Genomic DNA, 4,663 nt, shown 5'->3' with positions numbered 1-4,663 from the left:
TGAGATATTAAAACGCTGTATCAAAGAATTATTCCATATATAAACTATATAATACTCGAAAGTGGATATTGTCATTATGCCAACATTAACGAAAAATTGCCTGGATAAAAGCCAGGTATGGCTACAAATCAGCGAAAAAATAGCAGACTATATTTTAGATAATCCAGAAAAAAACAATCACTTTATCGTCACAGCAACTTGCTGAAATTATGGGTGTGAGTCAATCTGCCATTGTTAAATTTAGTCAAAAAATAGGATTTAAAGGCTTTCCTTCTTTGAAGCTCGCAATTAGTGAAGAGCTTGGGCGAAAGAATGCAAATTCAGGTATAAATCCTAGCATATTACACAATCAAATAGGCTCTGAAGATAGTTTAGTGGTTATCGCGCAAAAACTCGCACAAGAGAAAAATAATTCAATTGTCGATACGACTCGCCAAATTAATTATCTTCATTTTGAAAAAGTGATCCAGCTTATTGATGAAGCTCAGCGAGTTCAGATTATTGGGATTGGGGGTTCAGGATTAGTTGCGAGAGACTTAAGTTATAAATTACAGAAAATAGGGATAACAACGTTGATTGAAACAGATCATCATATACAAATATCTGTTGCTCAAATGTTAAGTCCAAAGGATTTACAGATAGTTATTTCTTATAGTGGCAAAAGAAAAGATATGTTAGTTGCAGCCTCTGTGGCTAAAAAACAGGGAGCAAAAATCATTGCTATTACAGGAGAAAAACACTCTCCATTAGGAAGAATGTCTGATTATATATTAGAAACAATTGCGGATGAGGGGGAGTGGCGAAGTGCTTCAATTTCTTCACGTACAGCACAAAACACGATCACTGACCTTATTTTTATGGCGTTATTACAGAAACGTGATGAGTGTGCGAAGACATTAGTGTTAAGTTCACAGGCATTAATTAATAGCCTGGACAATTAAAAATTTTTGAACTGATTCAAAAAACTAATATTTAAAAGTAAGTATTTTCACTTATTATTAAAGTTATTCTCCTAACAGCCGAAACGATAGTTATTTAGGCAGTCTTTTTTTTATTGAGATGATTTAATTTCAATGTCGAGGAGAGTAACTAATGCGTAACAATCAACCGGTGACACAGCGAGAATTCCCGGTATCTGAAAACGCAACACTGATGTCGACGACAGATCTTAATGGCAATATTATTTATGCCAACGAGGATTTTGTCGAAGCCAGTGGGTTTTCATTGGAAGAGCTTGTGGGGCAACCCCATAATATTGTCCGACATCCAGATATACCTTCAGAAGTCTTTAAGGATATGTGGAGAACGTTAAAGCAAGGAGAAGTTTGGACTGGGATTGTGAAGAATCGGCGTAAAAATGGGGATCACTATTGGGTCAGAGCGAATATCACCCCTATTATACGTCAGGGAAAAATTCAAAGTTTTATGTCGGTGAGGACCGCCGCAAAAAAAGAGGAAGTCGCACAAGCTTCAGTACTTTATACCGCATTTAATCAAGGTAAGTATCCTTCACACACGTTTTTAAAAGGTGCTTTTGTTTATAAAGGATGGCAGCGTTGGCGATCATGGAATCAAACTATTTCATTAAAAAAACGACTCCGTCTTTTTATCCTTTTACCTTTACCTTTTATGTTGTTAAGTGCATGGCTTGTGGGTTTATCGGGTTATGCCCTTTTTATGCATATCGCGATTTTGTTGGTATTACTGATGGCAAATGAACGTATTCTCTATTTTCAGATTGTTAAGCCAATCAGACTACTTAATGAGCAAGCAAATCGTGTTGCAACTGGCGATGAGCATAACGTTACATATATAAATCGTATTGATGAAATAGGTATGACACAGCGTTCAGTTAATCAATTAGGACGTATGTTCCGTTGGTTAGTCAGTGATGTAAGTCATCAAATTCATCAAGTGGATATTTCTTGTGATCAATTAGCCGCAGGTAATCGCGATCTGTATGTGAGAACAGAGCAAACTGCTAGCAATGTTGAAGCAACTGCTTCAACGATGAATGAGTTAACGACAGCAGTCAGCAGTAATAGTGAAACGGCAGGGCAGGCAAACAATCTTTCGAATATCACGTGTGAAGCAGCGATAAAAGGAGGTAGTGCAATGGATAATATCGTTAATACGATGAATGATATTGCGAAAAGCTCTGATCGCATTAGTAGTATCATTGGTGTTATTGATAGTATTGCTTTCCAAACTAATATCCTTGCACTTAATGCATCCGTAGAGGCTGCCAGAGCAGGCGAACAAGGTCGAGGCTTCTCAGTGGTTGCCACTGAAGTAAGAGAATTAGCGCAGCGCAGCGCAGAAGCGGCGAAAGAGATTAAAGCCTTGATCAGTGCTTCAAGTAGTAATATCAAAGTCGGTTCAAAGCAAGTCAATGAAACCGTTGGAACAATGGAAGATATTGTGGTGCATGTTAAAAACGTGACCGATTTAATTGGTGAAATCAGTCTTGCATCATCAGAACAGAGTGCGGGTTTAAAAGAGCTTGGTCGCGCTGTTGAAAAATTGGAATCGATTACGCATGAAAATGCGAATTATGTTTCTAAGGCCTCAATGATTTCAGGTGAAATGAAAGTACAAACTAACTACTTAGTGAGTGCAATCAATGTATTTAATTAATTTGTCATTATTTAAGAAGTAAAAGGAAAAGACACCTACTAAAAATAGGTGTCTTTGTGTTTATCTAAATCATGTTCTTATCATGATCAAATCAATGAGTTAAAAGCTAGTCCAATCATCATCTTCACCATCATTTACCGTTGCTGCGCCTTTTGTCGATTTTCCCTCTTTCACTTCATCTTTGACGGTATTTTTTATCTTTTCATCTTTTGTATATAGTGATTTTTCAGATGAGAACTGTTTTTCTATTACGCTGTGTTGTACTTTTTTTATTGAGCTGATCACTTTCGACCGTTTTAAATTGCTCAACGATTTGTTCAAGATTACCGGCTTCTTCAGTCAATAGGCTGGCAACAGCGGAAGATTGTTCAACCATCGTCGCATTTTGCTGGGTGGCTTTATCCATCTCAGTGACAGCAAGAGAGACTTGAGTTATACCTCGCGTTTGCTCTTCTGACGCAGATAAAATTTCAGTCATTGAATCTTCTACATGTTTTACGGATGTCAGTATTTCGCCCATAGAAATACTCACTTGTTCAACAAGTTCATTACCATGACGCACTCGGCTAATAGAGGCATCAATAAGTTCTTTAATTTCCTTTGCCGCCTCAGCACTGCGCTGTGCTAATTCTCTTACTTCAGTGGCAACCACTGAGAAGCCTCGACCTTGCTCACCAGCTCTGGCGGCTTCAACCGCAGCATTTAATGATAAAATATTGGTTTGGAACGCGATGCTATTGATAACGGCTGTAATTTCCCCAATTTTTTGTGAGCTATCAGCAATGTCAGTCATCGTTTTCACCATTCTATTGGTGACATCGCCCCCTTTGCTGGCAATATTGGAAGTTTGACGGATAAGGTGTGAAACTTCACGAGCACTTTCTGTATTATTTCTCACTGTTGCTGTGAGTTGTTCCATACTTGATGCCGTTTCTTCTAATGCACTCGCTTGCTCTTCAGTACGACAAGAAAGATCGGTATTCCCCGCAGATAATTCTTGAACACCGGTATAAATATGATGACTTGTTCCGCGGATCGCATTCACAATTAATGACAATTCGGTACGCATATATTGAATACCTGTAATTAATTGGTCGATTTCATTATTTCCTTTTACTGTGACATCTTTATTTTCTACTAAGTTTCCTTGTGAAATCTCCGACATATAATCGACAACTTGATTTATACGTAAAACAATATTTCGACGTATCCAAAGTACAACAAGGACAGTGAAAAGAATAAAAATAAACATAAAGATAAAAGCTAATGCCAGGGTACGTTCATAATTACCTTGAGCTGCTTTTATTGCGTGAGTAACAACATTATCACTGAGATAATCGGTGGCTTCATAAAGGGATTGAGTGAATCGTTCATTGGTATTATGAGCATAAAGAGATTGAAAACCGTAGTAATCGCGGATCTCTAGACATGATACAAGTTGGTCAAGATCGTAAAGCACACGATTAAAGCGCTTTTTTCATGTTCCCTATTTTTTCAGGATCAAAATTGGCTTCTTCGGTCGCCGTGAAGTATGCGGTAATAATACGTATAACTTCTTGTTTTCTTTTTGGATAAGAGGAAAGGAAATCAGAGATTTTATTTTCTGCAATATCAGGTGTGAGATGAGCATCAAACATAATATTTAGCATATCTTCACGTAATTTATTTAACTCAGCATAACCATAATCCATCGTTTTTATCTGTTCAAAGCCATTCGCTAATTGTGAGATCCGCTTATTTGTTAAACTCGCATCACGGATACTCATTGCTCCAGAGAAAAGTTGAATGGCGCAAAACAGTATTAAGATAAACATTAAGCCATTAGATATTTTTATTCGTTTCAGCATAGCCTTACCTATTTAATTGGTTTGTAGGACACACAGCAAGGAGCGATAACTATTTATCAATTAAACTTATTCGGCTTAATATTCAAAAACTTTTACTTTTTTCTACTCTATTTAATAGTAAAGATGACTTTATATTTTCTTTTTTTTTTAGCTTTTAATTGTCAGCTAATGGCTAAAAA

3 protein-coding genes and 1 pseudogene are annotated in these 4,663 nt (G+C 37.0%); 2 read left to right on the top strand and 2 right to left on the bottom strand.

What is annotated here, in order from left to right:
* Positions 1–76 precede the first annotated feature (76 nt).
* Both BHE89_RS09980 and BHE89_RS09975 read left to right on the top strand, forming a co-directional pair.
* A pseudogene (locus BHE89_RS09980) lies at positions 77–941 on the top strand (SIS domain-containing protein).
* Positions 942–1,092: 151 nt separating this feature from the next.
* Entirely contained in the window at positions 1,093–2,637 is a 1,545-nt protein-coding gene (locus BHE89_RS09975) for a methyl-accepting chemotaxis protein (protein WP_069369607.1), read from the top strand.
* Between the two features lie 226 nt (positions 2,638–2,863).
* Here the strand turns inward: BHE89_RS09975 and BHE89_RS09970 are convergent, their stop codons facing one another.
* Both BHE89_RS09970 and BHE89_RS25505 read right to left on the bottom strand, forming a co-directional pair.
* Entirely contained in the window at positions 2,864–4,096 is a 1,233-nt protein-coding gene (locus tag BHE89_RS09970) for a methyl-accepting chemotaxis protein (protein WP_286146046.1), read from the bottom strand.
* A 4-nt stretch (positions 4,097–4,100) separates the two neighbouring features.
* Entirely contained in the window at positions 4,101–4,484 is a 384-nt protein-coding gene (locus BHE89_RS25505; RefSeq protein WP_286146045.1) for a Tar ligand binding domain-containing protein, read from the bottom strand.
* Between the last annotated feature and the right edge of the window lie 179 nt (positions 4,485–4,663).

Source organism: Shigella sp. FC1967, assembly GCF_001743005.1.
In the GTDB taxonomy this organism is placed as follows: Bacteria; Pseudomonadota; Gammaproteobacteria; order Enterobacterales; family Enterobacteriaceae; genus Proteus.
This window is presented reverse-complemented; position numbering and strand designations above follow the sequence as displayed.